Raw genomic sequence first — 22,811 nt, forward strand, 5'->3', positions numbered from 1 at the left:
GCTTTCTATCTGATTGTTCCAACACCGGAATTTTTTAGTTCTCTGCATCATTGGTCAATTTCAAACCACATTGAGTGCAAAAATAATCATCCTCCTTAAAATGGATAGTGCCACAGTTTATACAAAAAGCGTTCTTTTTATATTGTATTTTAACATTTTGTTTATCAACAACTTCACCTTCCTTGTTATACAGGATTAAAACATAATCGTCAAACAAGGCACTGATGAGGATTGAGTCAACATACGTTACATCCATATCTTCATATCCATTAGATAAAAAAAGCCGATACGGATTATTGCATTTCCAAAATAGAGTTATTATTTTCCCAAATTCAATTGACGAATTCTGACTTGTGTTAAAAAAGATAATTGATGATGAAGATCTATTGCTGGATGATTCCTTCGGTGGATTAAATGATATGTTATATACTTTTAGAATGTCGGTATTGAGATATTCAATACTTTCAAAGTTTTTATTGATGTAGACTATTTTGAATATTTCCGACTGTATTTTACATCTTTCGTTATTGTTTATTCCTTCGAGTTTGATATCAGACAAATCTTTGAGACTCACTTCGCTATTTATTATTTTATCATGTAAATCTATCAATATAAAGATAAAATCATCTGCGACATAACTTTTCCCACAATAAAGGTCTTTAATAAATCCGCTAAAAACCAACGGATTACAGAAAATTGATTCATCGAATTCATAAATAAATTTGATAACCCTTGTCAGACTCGAAGATGCTGAAATCATATTGTTGTGTGATTTTGACTTAGAGTCAAACACATTTCCCAGATTTCAATAGCTTCTTCTTTTTCCAATGAAATGTATTTTGGACCACGGTTCTCTTTATCATTATAGGGTTCCATGATAACAATATATTCACTTGTCAAATTATATTCCGAATAGACTGTATCTTTTATTTTCAATAAGAGATTATTGAACTCTTCTCTCGAAATCTCAAAGTTATTACTACCATTATATGCCCCGCTGATTTGTCCTGATTGTATTACAATAGTTATATAATCTTCAGGAGCTTTACAAGTATATTTACTGATATTCAATACCTTTACACTGTCATCTCTATCCACTTGTGTTGGAAAACATTGTTGGATATCAGCCTTAATTTTTTTTGCATCTTCAGTATATTTGTTAATGTCTAATTCTTTTTCTGTTTTATAATTTTCCGCCTCTTGTTCTATTTGTTTCTTCTTATCTCTTAGATTTTTCAACTTTCCAATTTCTTTTTCCAGGTCTAGTTCAGCCACCATTTTCTGTTCATTAAGCTTATTTATCTTCTCTTTTATTTGTTCAATTTCACCGACAAGTATAGAATCACTATCTCGCTTTTCCGAGATATCATTACGTATAAGCACAAGCATATTCGTAATAGCATTTAATACATCATCAGTGAGCTTTCTGCGAAAGCTTAGAGTACTGTCAGTACATTCGTTGAAAACTTCACAGTATTTTTTAACATCCGTTTGGAATTCACCAATCTTGATATTGAATCTTGAGGCAGCTTCAACACATTTGCTTTCTGTTTCTTGTTTAGTTCCTAAATTTTTAAGATTGTTCTCTGCATCATCGAGTTGTGCCTGAATTCTCTTAATTTCATTCGCGCAGTTATCAATATTTGCCTGAACGTTAGTTATTCTGTTATAATAGTCTTTTATTTGACTCTTAAGGAGACCGTACGTAGACTTTATTTCATATACCATGCGGTGTAATTCCGTTAATTGTAGCCACTTGTTCTGAAGATTGTAAACATCATCGATTATAAATGCGATGCTCATATCGTCATGAGAAAATTTATTGCTTTGATAGTCTAGAAAATCACAGCACGCCTTATCAAAGTCTTCATCTTGAAGGTAACACCTTAACACTTCCTCGTAGTCTACAATGAGTCTTTCAGATTTAAAATTGCCATCGTGTGAACCTCCATAACAATCTTCAATGCCGTCAGAACACATAAATATTGCGTATGGCTGATTATTTGTCGAATCAAGGAAAAATCGGAATCGATTGACTGGATTCGACTCACATAATGATGTAGTTATATTATCTTCACAAGCAGAGTCCCAAGGTACGGATTGCTTCCATTCACCAGAATATGATATTGTAAACAGTCTACCATCGCCTAAATGATAAGCAAATGTAAAATCTTTCGTTTTTACAGCCACAATCAACGTACATCCATAAGCAAGTTTTATATTGGACGCTCCTAGTTTTCTTTTTTCTTCCCTAGAAAAGGGATTGGTTTTGGCATCGTTTTTAATAGCTTCATGCCATTGGTCATGAATTGAGGTAAATAGATTTGAAAAAAACGGGTCCAGCTCTATTCCGAAATCAGGACTATATGAAACAGTGCCTTTGCTTGCCAAGGTATCGTAATAATCAGAGACAAATTGTTTGGTTTCTTTAATAGCTATTTGGCAAGCAAGACTTGAGCCGATATGACTACGAACATAGGTTTGACTTCCATGACCATCAGAGATTGCTATAATGCAAGCCTGATTATTATCAAAGGTTTCGCACATCGAAGAGTCCTGACATGGTAATCCAGATTCTTTATGGCTTGCCCCCTCTATTGACTTTATGTAATATTTATTCATTTATTTATTTGTTGTTGACATTGAAAATAATCCAAGATGACGCTGAGAAATTCATTGTCATCTTGGATTAGATGGTTTAGATGATCGACGAATTAGTCAAATATGTCCTTAAATATATCATCGTCATCATCGGTCAGTTTAGTCGGAGATGGAGCGGGAATGGGAGATGAAGCGGGTGATGACTCCGGCTTGATAGGCTTGATAATGTCGTCTGTAATACTATCGTTACTGCGACCTTGTGATTTCGACCCTATAGTCGCTGAATTGATCGCAATAATCCCAAGATACTGTCTCAGTTTTTCAGGGTCAGTAGGTATTACCCCTTCTTCTCCTCCAGCAAACTCAACGAGTGCAGAATGGTTCGCTCCTGGGAGTTCCATTGCAATTTTGATGGATTGGTTAAACCAGCTGTTCTCTCTTAGTAGTGCCAAACCAGCTGCTGCATCATCTGTAGGCACGCCATCTGTTAAGAGGATTATTATAGGTGCGTTATTAGCATGCTCTTGTAAGAAACCTCCATTTTTTCTGGAGAGTTTATCGTTGAGCATACTATACGCCTTTCCCATTGCGGTTAAGCCGGATGCCTGAAGGTCTACCCACTTAAAATCTTCAACATAACCGGGAGCCTCGTTCATCCATTTAGCTCCTGTGCTAAACTCAAGTACGCTGTAACGAATGGCAACATCTGCATTTTGTTGTGTAAATTTTTGAACTTCCGGAATTGCTTCCCGCATAGCTGTATTAACAGCTTCGATAGATTGCCCAGCCATACTTCCTGATGTATCAATCAGGAAGAAAATCGGGGTTAGGGGCATCGCACCTCGTACTTGATCATCTGTTTTAATTGGCATCTTTTTTGTTTTTTAAATTAAACTTATATTTTAACTAAATCTCTTACTTGTTGAGGATTGACAAGCCTTATTTTCATCTCTTTAATATTACTGAATCTGATTGTCATATTATCGCATAAACGGAAAGCTTGCCCTTTTGTGATTATCCTTTGCTGAGTACCATAATTGACGCTCCAATCAATCAAAGACAAGTTTCTAATCCCCAATATTTTGTCATTGTTTTGTGTTTTGACAACTTCCGCAACTACAACAAAATGACCATCCAAACCTATTTGTGACTCATACAATTTTTGTCCAGCAACTAAGGGAATGTATTCCTTAAAGTTAGATTGCATCCAGAAAATAGGGTAAGACTCCCCACATTCTTTACATACACCTTTATCTTTTGGTTCTATATAGGTGACATTGCCACAACTCGGACATTGATTGAGGCACGAGCGCCATCTCTGAAAAATTTTTATCCATTCACTTTCCATCATTCGCTCCTGTGGATTTAGTTGATTATTGCGAGAGAAAGCTTTAATAAAAGCCTCTCTGACAAAAGAGGGTACTCCTCCCCATCGATTTAGTGCATTAGGGGAGAACTCTTGGGATGCTTCATTATCCGAATTAGTAGGATCGAAAATGAATATAGGATTTGTACCATAAAGATAGGTAATGACCTTTGGAGTCATGCAGGGGAATTTTTCCATATTTTTCCCATGCAAAGGATGATCTACAAATATCAGTCTGAAGAGTATGATTGCCAAAGAATAATAGTCGGAATATCTGTTAGGATTCCCGTCTAACACTATTTCTGGCGCCATATAACCACGTTTACCTTGTATATTTGAAACATTAAAGTCTGCTGATGAGACATTATCATTGTCTCCTATTTGAAGCTCTCCTGAATCGGGATTGAAGAAAAAATTTCCGTCGTTAAGATCAAAATAGGCAAGTCCTTGTAAATGCAACTTCTGAAAGGCGACACAAAGATTTATAGCAGCATTAATGACAGCATCCTCACTACTGAAGTGATGAATGTTAGCGAGAAATTTGCTAAAATCCTTTAAATTCGAATCAACTAAATCCATAACATACCCAATTCCCAACGCGCTGTCTGATATAGCCTTAGGCCAAAGAAAAGAAGATGCTGGGATTCTACGACTGACATTTCTTTTCAAGTTATCGACAAAAACTGATGATGGTCGTCCTTTATACCATTTCAATGCTCTGGGTTTATCTTGGTATTCAATCTGATACACTTCTCCTTGACCACCTTCCCCTATTTTTGAACGGACAATACCCGTTGTTCCATCTGCAAATTGAATTACAGTTCCTCTGATTAATGGCATACTTATATTATTAATTTAACATTTGTTCTATATGGTGTTAACAATTTTCGTAGTTCATCATTATTTATCCAATTCAACAATTCCGCAGCTCGCATAACCGTCCAAGGATGTGAAGCATCGGCTATAGATATGAATTTTATAATTTTATTCAGAGCTTCATAGTCTAATTGTTTAAATTCTATTGCTTGTTGAATAAAGGTTTGATAATTCATATTATTGAACTCCTTGATAGGCATTCCAGCCATTTTCATAAATGCACGAATAGCAGCACCCTTATCCTGACAGGTTAATAGACCAGCGCGATCAGCTGTGAATTCGGACATTCTGTCCCAATAATAGAGTGCATATTGAAGAGGTGCAGCGGCAATACTTCCAAACGGAATGGCATCTATAATCATATTGATCACCTGAGCCATCATGTGATACAACATGTGATTACTCTTAATGTGTCCACACTCATGACCAATAATAAACATGATTTCATCATCATCACATAAGTCTATAAGCCCGGAATTTAATACAATTATCGGATGTTCAGAACCAACAGTAAATGCATTTATTCCATATCCCCATTGTATATACAAATCCGGCACATTAGACATATCTAAAATCTGGCAAGCATACTGAATATACTCATAAATTTTAGGATAATTTTCGCTTGTCACCTTCAAATTGCTACCAGTATATTGTACTGTATAAATCTTTTCAACGGTATGTTTAGTAATAAAATTACCAGCCATTCCCAATCCCGGAGTGTTCTCCAAAGCACTTAATGCCTTTTTATCGAATGGATGCTCATATTGGGAATGATCCAATCCGGTTAATATTTTCTTATTCCTTATCATATTTAGTCAGATTTTACTATTCTATTTGTATTCTTTAAGTCTTTCTAGTCTTGTACAGGATAATGGATGCGCACTAGACAACTCACCTAAATAGGAAATTGAAGAAACTGAAGTACTCAGCCCTAATCGCTGAAACAAACTTATAATAGCATTCATATCCTGGCAACATAAAAATCCGGCACGATCTGCTGTAAACTCTGATGTGCGATACCATCGATTCAGCGGTACATCCACAATATCGGTAATGATAGGACCTAACAATTCTGCACGTTTATTCAGATCTTCCAATAGCCCCTGTACTGTATGAGCTATAAGATGTCCTTGCTGGATATGACCAAGTTCATGACCTAAAAGGAAGCGCAATTCTGCTTCTCCCAACATCACAACAGCAGGTAAACTAAGAAGAATGATTTGTTCCTTATTCATTTCTACGCTAAGGGCATTAATGCCTTTTAAACGGGAGGTAATGTACAGTATCGGAATTTTTTTTATATTCAATACAGAGCAACAATTTCGGTAACTTTCCCAAAGTTTAGGATAATTATCCTTTGAAAGTCGGGAACAGTTTTGTATAATTTCTTCTATCTGTTTCCCGTAAAAACGGTTAGCGATAGTACGCAGGGTTATAGATGTGACAGGATTGTTAAGGACAGCATCCATGTAATTGTCTTCAGCATATATATAATTCGACTCTTCAACATTCTTTTTGTTTGCTGAAGGTGAATGTTGTATGCTTGCCGAACTATTGGCAAAGCTATCTATAACATTCATCAAACCTTTATATGATCTGTCTAATACATCCTGCATTTTTATAGCACTTTATTCGTTTTCCTGTAATTCATCCCATAAAGCAGACATTCTTAAATGCCTTTCTCGTGATTTGTTCATGAGTACATTTGAATTAGTCCCATAGCTGATAGCTTTACGAGGTGCAAATGCTGCTGCTGCATAAGCTATGTCTGTGAACGATTGTTCTTTCTGTAAAGCAGTGGCGCTTTCTCCATCCACTACCTCCGAATAATCTTCGACTTCGTCCATAAGTGCAAGAACCAAATCTTGCTCTTCCGGATATACCGACAAATAACGACGCACTTGCAGTCGCTCCTCTGTGGTGACATTACCGTCAATATAAGCTGCAATCAATTCATCTGTTATTTCCATTCGAAATCCTTTTTAAGTTCATTAATAATGATGCGAAGATTATCTTTTGCTCTTCCTTTGAGCATATGGATATATTTATATGTGGGAATAATTTCATGAATCTCCCCGTTCTCATCTTTACGAGTTTTCAATCGTCCTTCCTTACGACGCAATTCCTCCAGTTGCTTTGCAATCTCACAAGGTTCATAACCATCGAATTCTCTGAGAAGAATAAAACGCTGATCCTTATCCTCTAACCGTTGAATAGCCTCAATAAGCATAATCATATTGTACTCGTCAACTGTTTTTGGAGCAGGAGGATTATATTCTCCCTTTTCACCATCTTCACCTATAGAGACCTTTTTTTTCTGAAAATCTATCAATTCCGGCATTATTTTAATAAACAAACTACCGGCAACCTTCCCAAACCAGGTTCCAAAACTAGATTTCCATCCAAATGAACGTAATACGTGCCAATTATTTGCTTTGAAATGAACAAAAAGCTCTGTTTGCAATTCCTCATAATAGAACAGCGAATCATAGTACCTATTACAAAGCTTCTTTAGCAAAGGATCATATTTGATGAATATAATAAAAAGCATAGCTTCTTCATTCTTTTTTTGCAGAATGAGATCAACTAATTCATGATCTGGAAGGTCTTTATATTGAGTTGATGCAATTATCATGTTGATGTTCCAATATCTTTATTTATATCTCAATATATTAGGATTCAATCTTCTCCACATCCGCCATGGAAATTTTTAACTTCGCACATCCAAGCAAGCTTATCTCCACTATCAAGAATGTTTCTCCGCATTTTTGCTGAAGAATCTTACCTTCAATGCCGATTAGTTTGCCTCTGACTACCTTAACCCTGTCACCTATATGCAATGGTAACATTTCAATGGTTATAGGAGCATCTGCTTTTTCTAGCAGTTCCCGAAAAGTATCTATCTGATTTTCTGGTATTTTAGCTATTGGATGTCTGCCGTTTTTATCCTTTTGGCTCTGATCTACCATAAAACGTTTGACGAATGGCATGTTCACAATTATCTTTCGTTCGTTTTCTGTGCAATAAACGAAAATCATAGCAGCAATTAGAACACGATCTACTATCTTAACTGTTCCATTACGCCAAATGCGCTCTTCGCTTTGGATGGGAACAAAAACTTCATATCCTTCATTCTGCAAAACCTGAGCATATTTCTTTTCAGAACGGTTATTTACTATAGCAACAAACCATTCTTTTTTTTCGATACTTGGCACGCCTACGGCGTCGTCAACTTTTTGAGTTGTCGTTTCCTTTAAATTCATCATACCCCTTTACCCACGCCTTATCTGTCATGGAAAATCTTTTATGTTTTTTAGACTCACTCTTAGAAAGGGATTGTCTTAATGACAAATATATATAAATACTATTATTTTTATTTTAGAATAATATATGACCAACGATTATCTATCATGCATCCACATTAAACGATAAAAATTCATTCATAAATGCATTTTTTAATTAAATCAAAAGATATCCAACAACTCTTTCAGCCTCCTGTAATACCTCTGCGACACAACCAACTCTATATCCGTAAACGGCGAATACAACTCACACTTCAGCGTCACATTCTCAATCGAGCACAAATAATCAAGATTCACAATATAATCCTGACTAATCTGCACAAAAGAAGGATTAATTCCCAGCAAATCTCTAGCAGTCGTACTCATGCGAAGTTTATAAGGTTTGCGATCAGCAGCAAGCATCATTTGCCAGCAACGCAATTCTCTTAAATATTGAAATAAAAGAATCTCCTCACACTTTACAAAAAGTAATCCGGATATAGTTTGAACCGCAAACTTACTACGAGTAAGCAGCTTACGTAACGACTGTTCTATATTAACCTTCTCGTCTTTGGCGACATGAGTACGGAGGCGCTTTATCAAATCCTCTAACTCATTCAATTTATAGGGCTTCAACAAATAATCGAAAGCAGACGCATGGATCGCATCCAACAAATATTTATCATAAGCAGTATAAAAAACTATATGCATATCCGGATGAATATCCGACTGTATACGGCTTAAAAGCTCCAGACCAGTCATACCCGGCATTTCAACATCAATGAAAAGCAGGTCCGGTTGCAAACGGACTATCTCGCGGGCTGCATTATCCGGAGATGTACACGTTGCTACGACACGTATCTCCGGGAAGCGTGATAAATCGCTTTCTAAACATTTGATACAAGACGGTTCGTCATCGACGATGACTGTAGTAATTTCATTCGCATTCATAAGGCAAAGTTGTAATTAAGTGGGACAATTAATGAGACACTGGTTCCGTGCTGTTTTTCAGAGGCAGAATACAGGTCTCTGATGGAAAATTGCATTTTACGGATATTGTGAGTATTCAATAAATCAGTTGTACGGTATAGTATTTTTAAACCCTGGCCGGTACTTCTCTCATCCCGGGCATGTGCGCCGGGATGATAACCGATGCCGTTATCATCTATCAATACGTGAAGCGCCTCGTCTTCAACAAAGACAGATATGATGATACACGGATTCAAAGATTCTGCATTAAAAGCATATTTCACTGCATTCTCAACCGGTATCTGGATAGACATCGAAGGGACTAACGTTTCCATAAATACGCCGGAAGATATATTCCACTCCACCCGGATACATTCCGGATCACCCAGCATCTTCAACTTCAGGTAATTCTTTACAAAACCAATTTCTTTTTCCAACGGAACCGCCAGTTGTTCGGAAGAAAGCAAATCACCCCTCAATACGTCAATCAGCAAATTTACCGGTTCGGAAAGTTCTTCATAACGGCGGAAAATAGGCATCACTGAATTCAGTACATTAAATATATAATGTGGGGCAATACGATTTCTGACAACAGCCATACGCAATTGGGTGATAGTGGCTATTTGCTGTTTATAGCGAAGCTCTTTCTTCCGGCGGATATAAAACAGTACACAAACCATTAATAAGACAACAATAATTAATCCTAATCCGGCAATCCATGCAAGCCACATCCATTGTTGCGCTTTGGCTTCAGTCTGGGTAATTCTGATATCTTTCTTCAAAAGAGTCGTATCTTGCCGATAACGAAAATCGGTCTCACGGATACTGTTTTCAATCTTCATATTCCGTAAAGAATCTCCACAAAGGTCCGCTTGGTTCCTGTAATAATACGCCTGGGCAAAATCTTTCTTTTTACGATACAATTCCTCCAACCGTGTGTTATGATAATACTGGTACTGAAGGTCCGTATGAAGCGTATCATAAGGTTGATTCAATCGCCGGGCGGCTTCCGACAAATCATTTTCCTGCAAAGCCAAAGAGGCGAACAATCCATCCATATAAAACTTTATGCCAGGTTGCTGCAAGGCTGATTCTCCGAAAAAGGCAACAGAGCGTTCCAGATAATAGCGGGCGGAATCCGGTTGCTCCTTCAACAAATATATTTCACCGATATTCCCTTCCACTATCCCCCGATAAATCGGTTGGGGAAAGTTTGCCACAATCGCATTTGCCCGCTGAAACCAGACTAATGCATTGTCATACTCTTTGGTTACATAATAATAGTTACCTCTGGAATTAGCAAAATAGTACTTTTCATAATCGCTTCCTCTATCCCAATATTGTTCCGCCTCCCGAAAATAAGAATCAGATAACGGATAGTTCTCCAGTTCCTGATACAACTTTGCCAATCCGGAGTAAATCGGATAATTCATCTTATCACCGACACCCAAAGAATCAGAAAGAAACAATGCTTTACGATAATGATAACCAGCCCAGCCATAATCACCCTGATGCTGATAACAATCAGCCATATTAATATAGACATTTATCGCAGGTAAACGATTTTGAACGTTTACCTGCGATAATGCTTCTGAAGCATTATGCAAACAGACAATGGCAGAATCCCATTGATTCATATCCTGAAAGAAAACGCCCCGGCTATTATAGGCATCTGCCGATAATTTCAGCAGGCGATCCTCTTTTTCCGGTTGTTTTTCAACAAAGTGTAAGATCCGATCATTCAATAAGAATGCAGAATCAACCCGATTACTGAAATAATAACAACGGGAGATCGTTTGATCCAGATTATAATAGTTTATGCTATCCGATACGTTTTCCTGATCAGTCCTTAATTTAGAAATAACAGCTAACGGCCTTACAGCCAAAGAGTCCCTATAAAAAGAAAGCAAAGAATCAATCCTGCTCGTTTCAGCATCTTTTACAGATGATTTCTGAAACGAACATCCTAATAATATACTGAACAGGATAACAAATACCCCACATGGCGTCAACTGTTGTTTTTCCATACTTACCTTCCCTTTTTAACAAAGGACATAAATTATTATGACATTTACAATCGTTCAAAACCATTTTAACGTATAAACTTTGATTATCACGATTAAATACCCTATTTAAGCAGACAAACGCCAAATCCGTAAAGTATATATATACAAAAAGAGGATGCTCTTTTGAAGCATCCTCTCTCTCACTTATTATATGTATAGAATTTTACTTACACATCTCATTAATCACCGCAATCAACTCGCCGCCGATTTCTTCAGCTTCTTTCATGGTGTGAGCTTCGGAATAGATACGGATGATCGGTTCGGTATTACTTTTACGGAGGTGAACCCATTTGTCAGGGAAGTCGATCTTTACACCATCGATATCAGTGATATCATACTGAGCAAATTTTTCTTTCACCTTAGCCAGGATTGCATCCACATCGATCTCCGGAGTCAGCTGTACTTTCTGCTTGGAGATAAAATACGGAGGATAGCTGGCACGTAATTCGCTTGTTTTCATTTTCTTCTTTGCCAGATGAGTCAGGAACAAGGCAATACCAACCAAAGCATCACGACCGTAATGGCTGGCCGGATAGATCACACCACCGTTACCTTCACCACCAATCACAGCATTTGTCGCTTTCATCTTTGTAACAACGTTTACTTCACCTACCGCAGCTGCATTATATTCGCAACCATGGGCACGGGTTACATCACGTAACGCACGGCTTGAACTCAGGTTACTTACCGTATTACCCGGCGTATGACTCAATATATAATCGGCTACTGCCACCAATGTGTACTCTTCACCAAACATTTCACCATCTTCGCAGATAATAGCCAAACGGTCTACGTCCGGATCGACAACAAAACCGACATCCGCTTTAGCATGCTTCATCAGGTCAGAAATCTCTGTCAGGTTTTCAGGAATAGGTTCCGGATTATGAGAAAAGTTTCCGTGAGGCGCACAATGCAGTTTAAAGATTTCCTTCACACCCAAAGCATAAAGTAAATCCGGCAAAACAATACCACCCACTGAGTTTACAGCATCAATAGCCACCCGGAAGTTAGCCGCTTTAATCGCTTCTACATCCACCAGGTCAAGGTTGAGCACGCTCTCGATATGTTTCTGATTATATGTATTATTGACGATCACTTTTCCCAAATGATCCACATCGGCAAATTCAAAACTTTCAGAAGCTGCAATATCCAAAACTTCAGCACCTTCGGCAGCATTCAGGAACTCTCCTTTTTCGTTCAATAACTTCAAGGCATTCCACTGTTTCGGATTATGGCTTGCAGTCAGGATAATACCTCCGCAAGCGCCTTCCATAGCAACGGCTAATTCAGTAGTCGGAGTTGTAGCCAGGTCGATATCGACCACATCAAATCCCATACCGGTAAGCGTACCCAAAACCACCTGTTTTACCATCGGGCCGGAGATACGGGCATCACGTCCTACTACGATTTTGTTTGTTGTAACTGTCGTGTTTTTTCTGATGAAGGTAGCATAAGCTGCTACAAACTTCACAATGGCTAACGGATTCAATCCGTCTTCCGGTGCTCCGCCTATTGTACCGCGAATACCGGAAATAGATTTAATTAGAGTCATAAGTATGTTAGATTATTTTTCGAATGTATATTTTACTTTACTAAAATAAACAGGAACATAACTGCTTTGGAAATAATTGCCCATTCTCTTAAATGGAACAATCATTCTGACAGTAGCGCCTTCTCCTACATGGTATAAAGCTGTAGCCAACCCTTCACCTACAAATAAATCCGGATCATAACTTCTACTCTCCCCGGAGTAAACATTATAGCCAAATACAAATTCTGTAGGGAAGCCATAATATCCAGGTCCATAAGTCAGATTATTAACCATGTTATATGCAGTATCAGAATCTAAGATTCCTTTAGCTTCGAAACGACAAAAAACTTTAGTTGTGCCCAATACTGCCCGATTTCCATTACCTGAGTCAATCACATTCAGATACACATCATTATCCAACTTCACAAATTCATTTTCCTTAAAAACGCCATCCGACGGGTAGTTTTTAAGAATCTTAAATCCTTCATGATCAATCAACCGATCAATCGCTTTCCTCTCATCCTTCAACCTCTCAGTGTACGACTTCGTTTTATCGCATGACACCACCATTAGGGCTGCACACAAAATCATCAGGATATAAAAACCTTTCTTCATCTGTTATTCTTTAATGTATAAATGAGCGACAAATGTAAATAATATCTGCCATATCTCAGGCAAGTTTCTCTATTTCTTCTATTTTATTAGGATTAAATTCTTTTAATCCCTTCTCAAACGTAGCTACAGCATCCTCCAAAGAGCCGAAAAACTCTCCCCCTGACGCATTTTTATGACCACCGCCATTAAAATACTGACAAGCAAACTGATTGCAAGGGAAATCACCTACCGACCGGAGAGATACTTTAATGTAATCCCTATCTTCACGGATAAAGACACTAAAAGTAACTCCTTCGATGCTCAACGGCATATTGACAAAACCTTCCGTATCACCTGTTTTGTAATGGAACCGGTCCAGTTCCTCCTTTGAAAGAGTTATCAAAGCCGCATGATGTTCCGGATAAATCTTCATCTTTTCATACAAAACATATCCCTGCATCCGTAACCGAGATTCGGAATACACCTGGAATACTTTACGATATATCAGATCTTTGTCTATACCTTTCTTTATCAACTCACTGACAATCGTGTAAATCTCCGGTTTATTGGAGTTATAGGTAAAAGAACCTGTATCCGTCATCATTCCGGTATAAATACATACCGCCGCCTCTTTACTCATTAGGTCGAACATCCCCATACGACAGATAAAACGGAAAATCATCTCACTCGTTGATGACATTTCCGGATACGACATTGTTACGCGGCAAAAGTCAGCCGGATTCAAGTGATGGTCGATCATCACCTTACGCCCTTCCGATGCAATAACCGCTGGCGCCAGTTTCTCTATGCGTTTGGGTTCATTAAAATCCAGACAGAAGATCACATCTGCATCATGGATCAGCTGTTCCGCAAAATCAGGATACTTTTCATGTATCACAATATCTTTCGCCCCCGGCATCCATCTGTAAAATGACGGAAATTCATTCGGGACAATAACCGTTACATTGTCTTTACCGTAAGTAGTAAGGAAATGGTACAACCCCAAAGAAGAACCGAGAGCGTCACCATCAGGAGTAACGTGGGTTACAATAACAAAACTTTCGCCTTTCTCTACGTATTTCTTGGCTTTCTGAATTTTCTCTTCGTGAATGATTTTTGTAATCATATATTATCATTGTTTACAGTGACAAAGGTACTACTTTTTTACGTTCTACGCAGTAAAAAAACGTTCAATAAGCAAATCAAACAATATAAATAACAATAGAAGCAAGCCGGCAAAAAGGACTCCCGGACGTTTGGTCTTCGTAAATAACAAGAAGGAAAAAATGGAACCATACCCCAATATGGTCAATAGTAAATCGATACGCCCATAAAAGACAGCCTCCTCTACACGGCTAAAGGCATCGACAATCCAAAACAATGTATGCGTTAGCTTCTCTACAAATAATTGTAATAATCCGTAACCCGGAATGCCTACAGGAAGCAATAACCAGATCAGTCCGGCCGGAATAAGGAAGGTAGCCAGGAACGTCAAAGGTAAATTGGTACACAGGAAAACCAACGAGAACTGCCGGAAATAATACAAACACAGTAAGGTTGTCCCGGCCTGGGCAGCCAATGTCACCGTAATCCATCCCCAGGGTATCGCAATAACCGGATTCCTCACTACAATAAGATTTTGCAGACGAGGTTGCAGATATAAAATAGACAATACAGCCAGATAACTCAGTTGAAAACCAATATCAAACAGATATAACGGATTGAACACCAACATACAGAAAGCCGCGGCAGCCAACGTATTATAACCGTCAGTCATCCGCCTGAGTACCCTCCCCGTGAGATAAAGCGTCAGCATCAAACCGGCACGTACAGCCGATGCAGCCAGCCCGGTAATAACCACGAAACTCCAAAGCAGACAAAGCGTCAACAGGTATCTCAGCCAACTGTAAAAACTATTCTTTGGTAAAAAAGAAAACAGCAAAGAAAGGAATCCGCAAACAACAGCCACATGAAAACCGCTTACAGCCAGCAAATGGGCTACACCCGTAACAGAAAACCGTTTCCTCACCTCGCGATCCATCTCTTTACGATAGCCGAGGGTAATAGTGGTCAACACCGACTTTTCCTCTTTCGACAAATTCAGTCGCTCAAAAGGCTCCAGCAAACGTTCCTGTCCTTTCCCACCCAGTTCCATTAAAAGCGATGTTTCACTGCTATCTCCCCTCTCCTGCCAATAAGCTGTCCACTGTATGGAAAAACTAAGCAATAAGGACAGAAACACCGCGCCCCAAACCCAGCGCAATTCATAATTACCGCTTTCGGACTCAACCTTCGGGATCAGATAAGAAAACGCAACAACCAATAATGAAATGATAATCAACAACAGCGAGACAACGCTGCAATCGAAGAAGGCCTGCAACAAGATTCCGGTTATCCATATGAAAAGCGGCCTGATAAACGGCCGCTTTTGTATTTCTTTTATTATCATACAAAGGTCGGTTTTGGTTGGTTATCTATCTTTTCTACATTTCTTTCAATTCTTTTATCGTTCGTATCGGATCAGGAGAACTGAAAACAAAGCTACCGGCAACCAGCACATCGGCACCGGCTTCCAGCAAACGCTTCCCGGTTTCCAGATTCACACCACCGTCCACTTCTATTAAAGTATCCAGCCCTTTTGCCCGGATCATTTCTTTTAAACGAGCCGTTTTATTGACCGAATGTTCAATAAAACGTTGTCCGCCGAAACCGGGATTGACCGACATCAGCAATACCATATCAAGATCCTGGATAATATCTTCCAGCAGACTGATCGGCGTATGCGGATTTAAGGTAACGGCCGCTTTCATGCCGGCTTCCTTTATCGCACCGATGGTACGATGCAAATGGGTACAAGCCTCATAATGAACATTCATCATATAAGCGCCAGCCTCAGCAACCTCTTTGACAAACTTCTGGGGTTCAACAATCATCAGATGCACATCCATCGGCTTTTTCAGGATAGGCTTTACCGCATCCAGCACGGGAAAGCCGAATGAGATATTCGGAACAAAAACACCATCCATAATATCCATATGCAACCAGTCCGCCTCACTGTTATTTATCATTTCGACCTCTTTTTGCAGGTTCAGAAAATCGGCAGCCAGCAAAGAAGGAGCAATCTTATGTTTCATAATTTCAAGTCTTTTGTGCAAAGGTACAAAAAAAAGAAAGAGAACACTGCGCAAGTGTCCTCTTTCCTTCAATTTCTTAGTTCATCACATAACCACCGAATTCCGGTTGCAGCGCAGGTTCCACATGGTAACTCCGTGCAAACTGAGACAGGAAATCAAGCGTTTGTCTGCTTGGTGTACTCTTCTTCTCGTTCCGGTTCTTTTTAGTTTTATCCTTCAATCCATCCATACATTGAGTAGAAAATCTCTTCATAGGCATCCCCTTTTTAATCGTTTGATAATAAAACGGGAGAACTTTCTACTTATTATATGAACCGAAGAATATTTTTATCTGATTATGCCATAGACAACTCAATACGGTTCTCATCTGCCATACGGCGCATGTTCAGGATAGCATAACGCATACGTCCCAAAGCCGTATTAATGCTGACACCGGTGATATCGGCAATTTCTTTAAAGCTCAGATCCTGGTAATAACGCATTTCCAGTACTTCACGCTGGCTGTCGGGTAAATGTTTCACCAACTTCTTCACATCCGACAGGACCTGGTGGCGCACGATGTTATCTTCAATCGTTCCGTCACAAAGTTTAATATTATTGAACAGATCCACTTCTACCTCATCGTTGGACACTGTATTCTCACTGCGTTCCTGACGGAAGTTATCAATGATCAGATTATGTGCAATACGTGTAATCCAGGCTTTAAACTTACCGTTTTCGGTATAACGGCCCTGTTTAATAGTCATGATCACCTTAACAAAAGTCTCCTGAAAGATATCTTCTGTTAACTCTTTATTGCGGACTATAAAGTAAATGTAGGAATGGATACTGCTCTTATGACGGTTCAACAACACATCAAACGCAGTATTATCACCTTGCGCATAAAGGACGACCAGTTCTTCGTCGGTCATCGATTTTAAAGTCTTCATTACTTCTATGTTTTATAGTTTCTTTGAGTAATGTTTATGCTATAGGCAATGAGGTTTTAAATGTTAGACAATTTTGTTTTCGAAAACAAAAGAACAAAAAGTATTTTAAACAGACAAATATTTCTGTTATTTTTATACAAAAATGTCCCCTGCCTGTACGTTTTATGTACAAACAGGGGACATTTGGTAACAAACTATATTTTTAGAACTTATACCCCAAAGTTAAAGCAACCTGCGTTGTTTTTGTCTTTAATGAGGCTGGATCGGATTTAACAACTACCCCCTTATCCAGCAACTCTTCAAGCTTACTAACCCCTGCCTGGTAAGTACTAGAAAAAGCATAGGCATCTTCTTTATACACCCGATAAACGCAAGCCAGGTCCATGTAGAAATTAGGAGTAAAACGATAGCCTAAACCGATAGAATAGGAATTGGTTCCTTTATCTACTGTATAATTAGGGATGGTACCAGCAACACCTACTGCCTGAGTATAAAACTCTCCCTTTTCATTTAACGGAGGAATTCCATCTTTTAAATGATCTTTCATCGGAGAAGTCTTCCATAAAGCTCCAGCACGAACAGAGAACTGAGGAGTCACCTTATATTCTGCACCTACTTTTAAAGTTCCTGACATTCCAAAATCTTTTTTGATATCATTGGTTGCAGACAAATCAAATCCATCCAAATCACTTAAATTCATCCTCTTGTAATTTGTCAACTCATAGTCTGCACTTATCAGAAAGTTTTTACCTACACCTGCGACACTGAATATCCAACGGTCAGGAGTACGAAAATGATAATCTCCCGCTTGATAATCCGGAGTATTTTGCACATTCATCTCCACATCATTTATAACAGCTTGCGCCGAACCATGAAAATAATCCGTCAATTTATACCAGGTAGGAGAATTATAAGCAACCCCCACCCTCAGGAAATCTACCGGACGTACTATTGCTCCGATATTAAAAGCATAGCCGGTACCGTCAGTCGACAATCCATTATCCAACCATAATAAATCTTTCTGAGTAAAATCTTCCTGATATTTTGTAGTAAGATTATAATCCATATCAGTTATGGCCACAGTAGCTCCCAAAAAGAAACGATCAGAGATATTAGTTGCAAATGAAATATTATATTGGCCGATCGACCCTTTCTCATTCACAATCAAATCCACATTTTGTGGACTGTAAGGAGCCCATTCGCCTGATTCTTGTACTCCACCAAAAGCAGACCGATACACTCCGTCCCCAGCCGGATCAATAATATTTGCATTATATCCCAATACAGGCAACCAAGGCATCCCACTATTAGGATTATATGGATCATAACCCGTATTTTTCGAATAAGTCAAATCTTTTTCCGAATACCCGAATGCGAGATCCGCTATATAATCAGCCACCGAAAAAGGCTGCGATCCATTCATCCTGTAAGAACGGTTGAAACTCTTCACCCGATTATAAGAAATCCCGATATTCCATCCAACTATTCCTTCATCATTACCCGTCGGGAAATAACCGACATAAGCTATATTATCAAAGTTGAATCTTGTCTTGTTCTTATCAACCTTCGAGCCGTTCCAGTCCGTGCTCGCTTTAATAGAGGAAAGACTTACCGTAGTCACCACTTCCGAACTACGATATATCCCCAACCCTGCCGGATTAGTAGACATAGACGATATATCACCACCTAATGCACCAAAAGCTCCGCTCATACCTAAATAACGGGCAGTTCCGTTCAAATCAGTCTGAGACATTTTGTACGCATCCATTTCACCCTGTGCATATGCAATACCACCGGCTAGAAAAAATGCCGATATAAATAAGCACGTTATTCTTTTCATCGTTTCTGTTATTTTTCTAATACATTAATACATAAGGGCACAAGTACGAATACCGGCCCTTATACTAAATATTATCTCATTTCATTTATCTACGTCCACCGGATGAACGTCCGCCGCCACCGCCACTTGAACGGCTACTGCTTCCGCCACCACTACTGTAGGAACCGGAACTGCGACTACTACTGCTGCTTCTTGACGGTGCAGAATAGGTACTCTGACTTCTGGTTGTAGCAGGACTACTACTATTATAACGCGGAGAACTGCTTCTGGTTGTTGGCGAAGACTGTATTCCCGAAGAACGAGACGACGAACTTCCTATACCACTTGAACTACTACGAGTGGAAGGACGTGTACGAACTGTTGCTTCCGACTGTACCCGGTTCGAAGTTGTTCCCCGGCTTGAACGGATGCTGCTTGCTGCTCCTCTAGTTGAAGATGAAGATGTGGAAGGACGCGAATAACGATCCGAACTCGTTCTGTTGGAACTTGTACGACTACTTTCACTTCTCAAAGATGTTGCACGGTTGGAACTTCTATAAGACGACGACCTGCTTGAACCGGAACTGTAGCGATTGGAAGATGCTCTTCCTGCTGTATAGCGGCTTGACGTCGAACGTCCTGATGATCTGTAATTGTACGGACTGGAATAATAATGGTGGTGATGGTGTCCCCAATAACCTCCATAATATCCGCCATAATAACCACCCCAGTAACCCGGGCCGTAATAGCTCCATGACGGACCGTACCAAGGACTGCTCCAACCGGCGTAGAAGCCACCCCAGCCCCAACCGAATCCCCAACGGGGACCATACCAGGAAGAGTACCAGGGATTGTAACTATAATACCAGGGATCATACCAGCCGGAATACCACGGAGAGTATCCCCAACTATTACCCATGTTTATATTTACATTCACATTGGTATTACCGTCCGAGTAATCGGTATCATAACCATAACTGTAATATCCGTCACTCAGATACAGATCGACTTGGTCTGCACCGGCAATCGTGATCTTACTCGGTGAATGATAACGTACGATACGTTCGGTATATTCATTATCCGAACGGCGTTCCGCTTTCTTCGTAACTTTCTGATTATTATCAGGTAACTCTTCGATATAAGTACCGTCCGCTTCGTCCAGATCCTCATCATAAGGTTCCTCAACGTCAACAGATGTATATCGACGATTATATTCATCCACATCTCTATCTTTATCAAACGCCGGATGTGAATCCGAAGCCGATGCCAATACAATTGCAGATGAAGACTCCGTTGCTTTTTCTTTTTTGGGCTGTATAACCTTCTCTTCTGTTTTTTCTTTCTTTTTTTCTTTACTTGAAGAGAAATACACATCATCAAAGAACTCCTCCTGGGCTGCGGCACTGAAGCCGACCAGAAGCATCACCACTAAAGATGTTAATTTCATGGGTTTCATATTCGTTTCTCCTCTACATTAATATATTTATTCTACTGTTTAGACTACATATCCGTTGCCGGGTTTAAGATCATATCCTTAAATAAGAATAAAAACTACGCATTCTATTTACAAATATAACGCGTTCCCAATAAGTTACAAGCGTTTATATATACTTTAACTATAAAAAACAACTTATTCTGAAACAATGCTACAAAATAGGAATCACAGACAACAAGAAATAACCATTCTGTATAAAAGCACATGGTTTATATACTTAAGTAGATGCAACAAAAGACACAAACGCTGCAAAACCAATTCCGAATCAATGATAAAAACACATCCTTGGTAAAATCTGTTTCATAGTAATGGAACAGTTGTTTCATTATGTAGAAACACTTGTTTCTTTATGATGAAACAGTATCGTAAATACATTCGGGGAACTATTAAAATGAATTGGTCTCTTTTGTTATATGTTCAAAGATAAATCGTATATTTGTCCTTTGGTTTAAAACCTTGTAAACTGTATATTAACAAGATTAATTCTATTTGTAAATGGGAAGAGTATTAGTTATTGGTGCAGGGGGCGTAAGCACCGTTGCTGTTAAAAAGATCGCGATGAATGCTGATGTTTTTACCGATATCATGGTGGCCAGCCGCACGAAAAGCAAGTGCGACAAGATTGCTGCCGACATTAAAAATGTAAAGGTGAAGACAGCACAGGTCAATGCGGATAACGTGGACGAGCTCGTTGCATTGTTTAATGACTTTAAGCCCGAGTTGGTCGTCAACCTGGCTCTACCTTATCAGGACCTCTCCATCATGGATGCCTGCCTGGCTTACGGTGTCAGCTATCTCGACACTGCCAACTACGAACCGCTGGACGAGGCAAAATATGAATATAGCTGGCAATGGGCCTATAAAGACCGTTTCGAAAAAGCGGGTCTGACGGCTATCCTGGGATGCGGATTCGATCCGGGTGTAACGGGAGTATATACAGCTTATGCAGCGAAACATCATTTCGATGAAATCCAGTATCTGGATATCGTCGACTGCAACGCCGGCGACCATCACAAGGCATTCGCTACGAACTTTAACCCGGAAATCAATATCCGTGAAATTACTCAGCGTGGTAAATACTATGAAGACGGAGAATGGAAGGATACTGACCCGTTATCGGTACATAAGCCGTTGAACTACCCGAATGTAGGTCCTCGTGAATCATACCTGATGTACCATGAAGAGCTGGAAAGTCTGACAAAGAACTTCCCGACGATCAAGCGTGCCCGTTTCTGGATGACTTTCGGACAGGAATACCTGACTCATTTACGGGTGATACAGAATATCGGTATGTCACGTATCGATCCGGTCATGTACAACGGACAGGAAATCGTCCCGATCCAGTTCCTGAAAGCCGTATTGCCTAATCCGGGCGATCTGGGCGAGAATTACACGGGAGAAACATCGATCGGTTGCCGTATCCGCGGTATCAAAGATGGCAAAGAACAAACTTACTATGTATATAATAACTGTAGCCACGAAGCAGCTTACAAAGAAACAGGCGCTCAGGGTGTAAGTTATACCACCGGCGTTCCAGCGATGATCGGTGCCAAATTATTTATGCAGGGAGTTTGGAAGAAACCCGGTGTATGGAACGTGGAAGAGTTCAATCCCGATCCGTTCATGAAAGAGTTGAACGAACAAGGACTGCCCTGGCATGAAATGTTTAATGTAGATTTGGAATTATAATATGGCATTACAAGTAGGAGACAAAGCACCCGACGTATTGGGGCTTGATCAGAACGGAAATGAAATAAGACTCAGCGATTTTAAAGGTAAGAAGTTAGCACTTTACTTCTACCCGAAAGACAACACCAGCGGTTGCACGGCAGAAGCCTGTAGCCTGCGTGACGGCTACAAGGAATTACAGGCAGCCGGTTACGAAGTGGTCGGGGTTAGTAAAGACAGCGCAAAATCCCATCAGGGATTCATCGCCAAACAGGAACTGCCTTTCAACCTGATCGCTGACACGGACACAGCCCTGCAACAAGCTTTTGGCGTATGGGCTGAAAAGAAACTGTACGGACGTTCATACATGGGGACTCTCCGTACCACCTTTATTATCAACGAAGATGGTATCATCGAGAAGATAATCGGTCCGAAAGAGGTGAAGACAAAAGACCATGCTAATCAAATCCTTAATTCATAAA

Annotated in this window: 22 protein-coding genes; 2 read left to right on the forward strand and 20 right to left on the reverse strand. The window is 39.5% G+C overall.

Annotated elements, in window-relative coordinates; all coding sequences use genetic code 11:
- Positions 1-34: 34 nt before the first annotated feature.
- The 20 genes from HMPREF1535_RS22205 to HMPREF1535_RS22295 all read right to left on the reverse strand — a co-directional run bounded on the left by HMPREF1535_RS22205 (position 35) and on the right by HMPREF1535_RS22295 (position 20,613).
- Entirely contained in the window at positions 35-760 is a 726-nt protein-coding gene (locus tag HMPREF1535_RS22205) for a hypothetical protein (protein WP_046147513.1), read from the reverse strand.
- A complete protein-coding gene (locus HMPREF1535_RS22210) occupies positions 757-2,622 on the reverse strand; it encodes a PP2C family serine/threonine-protein phosphatase (protein ID WP_046147514.1) in 1,866 nt (621 codons plus the stop codon). The genes HMPREF1535_RS22205 and HMPREF1535_RS22210 overlap by 4 nt, the downstream gene beginning before the upstream one ends.
- 92 nt (positions 2,623-2,714) lie before the next feature.
- Complete coding sequence (locus HMPREF1535_RS22215; protein ID WP_052716770.1) at positions 2,715-3,473, reverse strand: vWA domain-containing protein; 759 nt, start codon at positions 3,471-3,473, stop codon at positions 2,715-2,717.
- A gap of 23 nt (positions 3,474-3,496) precedes the next feature.
- On the reverse strand, positions 3,497-4,807 hold the full coding sequence (locus HMPREF1535_RS22220) for a protein kinase domain-containing protein (protein ID WP_052716771.1): 1,311 nt from the start codon (positions 4,805-4,807) through the stop codon (positions 3,497-3,499).
- A gap of 2 nt (positions 4,808-4,809) precedes the next feature.
- Positions 4,810-5,652 (reverse strand): M48 family metallopeptidase, encoded by an 843-nt coding sequence (locus HMPREF1535_RS22225; protein WP_046147515.1) that lies wholly within the window; start codon positions 5,650-5,652, stop codon positions 4,810-4,812.
- Positions 5,653-5,673: 21 nt separating this feature from the next.
- Positions 5,674-6,459 carry a M48 family metallopeptidase gene (locus HMPREF1535_RS22230; protein ID WP_052716772.1) on the reverse strand — a complete coding sequence of 262 codons (786 nt, stop codon included), beginning with the start codon at positions 6,457-6,459 and terminating at the stop codon, positions 5,674-5,676.
- A 12-nt stretch (positions 6,460-6,471) separates the two neighbouring features.
- Positions 6,472-6,813 carry an anti-sigma factor gene (locus tag HMPREF1535_RS22235; RefSeq protein WP_046147516.1) on the reverse strand — a complete coding sequence of 114 codons (342 nt, stop codon included), beginning with the start codon at positions 6,811-6,813 and terminating at the stop codon, positions 6,472-6,474.
- The gene (locus HMPREF1535_RS22240; protein ID WP_046147517.1) at positions 6,804-7,478 is read right to left on the reverse strand and encodes an RNA polymerase sigma factor; all 675 of its coding nucleotides are present in this window, start codon (positions 7,476-7,478) and stop codon (positions 6,804-6,806) included. The genes HMPREF1535_RS22235 and HMPREF1535_RS22240 overlap by 10 nt, the downstream gene beginning before the upstream one ends.
- Positions 7,479-7,515: 37 nt before the next feature.
- A complete protein-coding gene (locus HMPREF1535_RS22245) occupies positions 7,516-8,109 on the reverse strand; it encodes a UpxY family transcription antiterminator (RefSeq protein WP_046147518.1) in 594 nt (197 codons plus the stop codon).
- A 198-nt stretch (positions 8,110-8,307) separates the two neighbouring features.
- The gene (locus tag HMPREF1535_RS22250) at positions 8,308-9,075 is read right to left on the reverse strand and encodes a LytR/AlgR family response regulator transcription factor (RefSeq protein ID WP_046147519.1); all 768 of its coding nucleotides are present in this window, start codon (positions 9,073-9,075) and stop codon (positions 8,308-8,310) included.
- Positions 9,072-11,120 carry a histidine kinase gene (locus HMPREF1535_RS22255; RefSeq protein ID WP_046147520.1) on the reverse strand — a complete coding sequence of 683 codons (2,049 nt, stop codon included), beginning with the start codon at positions 11,118-11,120 and terminating at the stop codon, positions 9,072-9,074. The genes HMPREF1535_RS22250 and HMPREF1535_RS22255 overlap by 4 nt, the downstream gene beginning before the upstream one ends.
- Before the next feature lie 202 nt (positions 11,121-11,322).
- The gene (gene glmM, locus HMPREF1535_RS22260) at positions 11,323-12,711 is read right to left on the reverse strand and encodes a phosphoglucosamine mutase (RefSeq protein ID WP_007658557.1); all 1,389 of its coding nucleotides are present in this window, start codon (positions 12,709-12,711) and stop codon (positions 11,323-11,325) included.
- 12 nt (positions 12,712-12,723) lie between these two features.
- Positions 12,724-13,305 (reverse strand): BamK family beta-barrel-assembly machinery protein, encoded by a 582-nt coding sequence (gene bamK / locus HMPREF1535_RS22265; RefSeq protein ID WP_046147521.1) that lies wholly within the window; start codon positions 13,303-13,305, stop codon positions 12,724-12,726.
- A 55-nt stretch (positions 13,306-13,360) separates the two neighbouring features.
- A complete protein-coding gene (locus HMPREF1535_RS22270) occupies positions 13,361-14,410 on the reverse strand; it encodes a DHH family phosphoesterase (protein ID WP_046147522.1) in 1,050 nt (349 codons plus the stop codon).
- Positions 14,411-14,455: 45 nt separating this feature from the next.
- Positions 14,456-15,733, reverse strand: coding sequence for a ComEC/Rec2 family competence protein (locus HMPREF1535_RS22275; RefSeq protein WP_187386443.1), 1,278 nt, complete (start codon positions 15,731-15,733; stop codon positions 14,456-14,458).
- 34 nt (positions 15,734-15,767) lie between these two features.
- Positions 15,768-16,418: a ribulose-phosphate 3-epimerase gene (gene rpe / locus HMPREF1535_RS22280; RefSeq protein ID WP_007658563.1), complete on the reverse strand. Its 651-nt coding sequence runs from the start codon at positions 16,416-16,418 to the stop codon at positions 15,768-15,770.
- Positions 16,419-16,494: 76 nt separating this feature from the next.
- Positions 16,495-16,671 (reverse strand): hypothetical protein, encoded by a 177-nt coding sequence (locus HMPREF1535_RS26035; RefSeq protein WP_007658566.1) that lies wholly within the window; start codon positions 16,669-16,671, stop codon positions 16,495-16,497.
- 82 nt (positions 16,672-16,753) lie between these two features.
- The gene (locus tag HMPREF1535_RS22285; protein WP_007658568.1) at positions 16,754-17,347 is read right to left on the reverse strand and encodes an RNA polymerase sigma factor; all 594 of its coding nucleotides are present in this window, start codon (positions 17,345-17,347) and stop codon (positions 16,754-16,756) included.
- Between the two features lie 202 nt (positions 17,348-17,549).
- Entirely contained in the window at positions 17,550-19,187 is a 1,638-nt protein-coding gene (locus HMPREF1535_RS22290; protein WP_046147523.1) for an OmpP1/FadL family transporter, read from the reverse strand.
- Positions 19,188-19,272: 85 nt separating this feature from the next.
- Positions 19,273-20,613, reverse strand: coding sequence for a hypothetical protein (locus tag HMPREF1535_RS22295; RefSeq protein ID WP_082207582.1), 1,341 nt, complete (start codon positions 20,611-20,613; stop codon positions 19,273-19,275).
- 543 nt (positions 20,614-21,156) lie between these two features.
- Between HMPREF1535_RS22295 and HMPREF1535_RS22300 the strand changes: the two genes are divergently transcribed.
- Positions 21,157-22,350: a saccharopine dehydrogenase family protein gene (locus tag HMPREF1535_RS22300; RefSeq protein WP_007658575.1), complete on the forward strand. Its 1,194-nt coding sequence runs from the start codon at positions 21,157-21,159 to the stop codon at positions 22,348-22,350.
- 1 nt (position 22,351) lies between these two features.
- Positions 22,352-22,810, forward strand: coding sequence for a thioredoxin-dependent thiol peroxidase (gene bcp / locus HMPREF1535_RS22305; protein WP_010802567.1), 459 nt, complete (start codon positions 22,352-22,354; stop codon positions 22,808-22,810).
- The last annotated feature ends 1 nt before the right edge of the window (position 22,811 follow it).

This window comes from Parabacteroides goldsteinii DSM 19448 = WAL 12034 (assembly GCF_000969835.1).
Lineage (GTDB): Bacteria > Bacteroidota > Bacteroidia > Bacteroidales > Tannerellaceae > Parabacteroides > Parabacteroides goldsteinii.

What these genes read in the sequence shown, in the direction of transcription:
- HMPREF1535_RS22205 (WP_046147513.1), bottom strand. Translation starts at nt 760, where the DNA reads ATGATTTCAGCATCTTCGAGTCTGACAAGGGTTATCAAATTTATTTAT.
- HMPREF1535_RS22210 (WP_046147514.1), bottom strand. Translation starts at nt 2,622, where the DNA reads ATGAATAAATATTACATAAAGTCAATAGAGGGGGCAAGCCATAAAGAA.
- HMPREF1535_RS22215 (WP_052716770.1), bottom strand. Translation starts at nt 3,473, where the DNA reads ATGCCAATTAAAACAGATGATCAAGTACGAGGTGCGATGCCCCTAACC.
- HMPREF1535_RS22220 (WP_052716771.1), bottom strand. Translation starts at nt 4,807, where the DNA reads ATGCCATTAATCAGAGGAACTGTAATTCAATTTGCAGATGGAACAACG.
- HMPREF1535_RS22225 (WP_046147515.1), bottom strand. Translation starts at nt 5,652, where the DNA reads ATGATAAGGAATAAGAAAATATTAACCGGATTGGATCATTCCCAATAT.
- HMPREF1535_RS22230 (WP_052716772.1), bottom strand. Translation starts at nt 6,459, where the DNA reads ATGCAGGATGTATTAGACAGATCATATAAAGGTTTGATGAATGTTATA.
- HMPREF1535_RS22235 (WP_046147516.1), bottom strand. Translation starts at nt 6,813, where the DNA reads ATGGAAATAACAGATGAATTGATTGCAGCTTATATTGACGGTAATGTC.
- HMPREF1535_RS22240 (WP_046147517.1), bottom strand. Translation starts at nt 7,478, where the DNA reads ATGATAATTGCATCAACTCAATATAAAGACCTTCCAGATCATGAATTA.
- HMPREF1535_RS22245 (WP_046147518.1), bottom strand. Translation starts at nt 8,109, where the DNA reads ATGATGAATTTAAAGGAAACGACAACTCAAAAAGTTGACGACGCCGTA.
- HMPREF1535_RS22250 (WP_046147519.1), bottom strand. Translation starts at nt 9,075, where the DNA reads ATGAATGCGAATGAAATTACTACAGTCATCGTCGATGACGAACCGTCT.
- HMPREF1535_RS22255 (WP_046147520.1), bottom strand. Translation starts at nt 11,120, where the DNA reads ATGGAAAAACAACAGTTGACGCCATGTGGGGTATTTGTTATCCTGTTC.
- glmM (WP_007658557.1), bottom strand. Translation starts at nt 12,711, where the DNA reads ATGACTCTAATTAAATCTATTTCCGGTATTCGCGGTACAATAGGCGGA.
- bamK (WP_046147521.1), bottom strand. Translation starts at nt 13,305, where the DNA reads ATGAAGAAAGGTTTTTATATCCTGATGATTTTGTGTGCAGCCCTAATG.
- HMPREF1535_RS22270 (WP_046147522.1), bottom strand. Translation starts at nt 14,410, where the DNA reads ATGATTACAAAAATCATTCACGAAGAGAAAATTCAGAAAGCCAAGAAA.
- HMPREF1535_RS22275 (WP_187386443.1), bottom strand. Translation starts at nt 15,733, where the DNA reads ATGATAATAAAAGAAATACAAAAGCGGCCGTTTATCAGGCCGCTTTTC.
- rpe (WP_007658563.1), bottom strand. Translation starts at nt 16,418, where the DNA reads ATGAAACATAAGATTGCTCCTTCTTTGCTGGCTGCCGATTTTCTGAAC.
- HMPREF1535_RS26035 (WP_007658566.1), bottom strand. Translation starts at nt 16,671, where the DNA reads ATGAAGAGATTTTCTACTCAATGTATGGATGGATTGAAGGATAAAACT.
- HMPREF1535_RS22285 (WP_007658568.1), bottom strand. Translation starts at nt 17,347, where the DNA reads ATGAAGACTTTAAAATCGATGACCGACGAAGAACTGGTCGTCCTTTAT.
- HMPREF1535_RS22290 (WP_046147523.1), bottom strand. Translation starts at nt 19,187, where the DNA reads ATGAAAAGAATAACGTGCTTATTTATATCGGCATTTTTTCTAGCCGGT.
- HMPREF1535_RS22295 (WP_082207582.1), bottom strand. Translation starts at nt 20,613, where the DNA reads ATGAAATTAACATCTTTAGTGGTGATGCTTCTGGTCGGCTTCAGTGCC.
- HMPREF1535_RS22300 (WP_007658575.1), top strand. Translation starts at nt 21,157, where the DNA reads ATGGGAAGAGTATTAGTTATTGGTGCAGGGGGCGTAAGCACCGTTGCT.
- bcp (WP_010802567.1), top strand. Translation starts at nt 22,352, where the DNA reads ATGGCATTACAAGTAGGAGACAAAGCACCCGACGTATTGGGGCTTGAT.